This window comes from Ruegeria sp. CK2, assembly GCF_056536585.1.
Genome location: NZ_JBQFPW010000079.1, coordinates 1 through 608, shown reverse-complemented (window position 1 = coordinate 608; position 608 = coordinate 1). Strand labels below are relative to the sequence as shown.

At 56.1% G+C, this 608-nt stretch carries 1 protein-coding gene; it reads left to right on the top strand.

Annotated elements, in window-relative coordinates; genetic code table 11:
* Positions 1-185: hypothetical protein (locus ACR0BU_RS24775; protein WP_480739598.1), on the top strand; the 185-nt coding region annotated here is incomplete at its 5' end.
* Positions 186-608 lie beyond the last annotated feature (423 nt).

Here is a 608-nt window from a genome sequence, read left to right as displayed (position 1 = left end):
ACATATATGTCGCGACCTTTGCCGGTTTGTTACAACCATTGCCAGATGAGGTATGCGCCATGCGCGCAACCACGCGGGCGGCATTTTCTGAAGTGGATGACGAAACGCTCGAAACCGCAAGGGAATTGCTTGGGCATCGGGATTTGATGTATGAGCGCTGGTTGGAAGGCGTGTTGAGGCTGTGATGCGCGGACATTGTTTCGGTCATTTGCTCTTCAGCTGAACGGCTGTAGATGGCAGCGCTTTACCATTCGGCCTTCTTAATTGCCTCGTGCACAACCAGTGCAACGGCTCCTCCGGAAACTGCCCTTTTGAGCAATGCGCAGCATCAGGTTTTTGGGGCGTATACCGAACCTCGGCGGCGGCGCAAAACCGGGCCAATGCAGCCAGCCGAGCTCGTTCAAAGACGGCCCTTGCCTGCCGATGGCTGCCAGTCAGTGAAGCTTCGACGCAGCCCGTTAAACCCGCCGTTCGCCACGCGCGCAATATCAGAGACTGGCCGAACTGACGCAAAGCGGGACAAACCTGCCTTTCGCTGCGGTTGCTCCAATGACGGCTTCATGCGCTTGAGGACAGAGTCGACCTATCAATGCTTATGCGAGAATTAC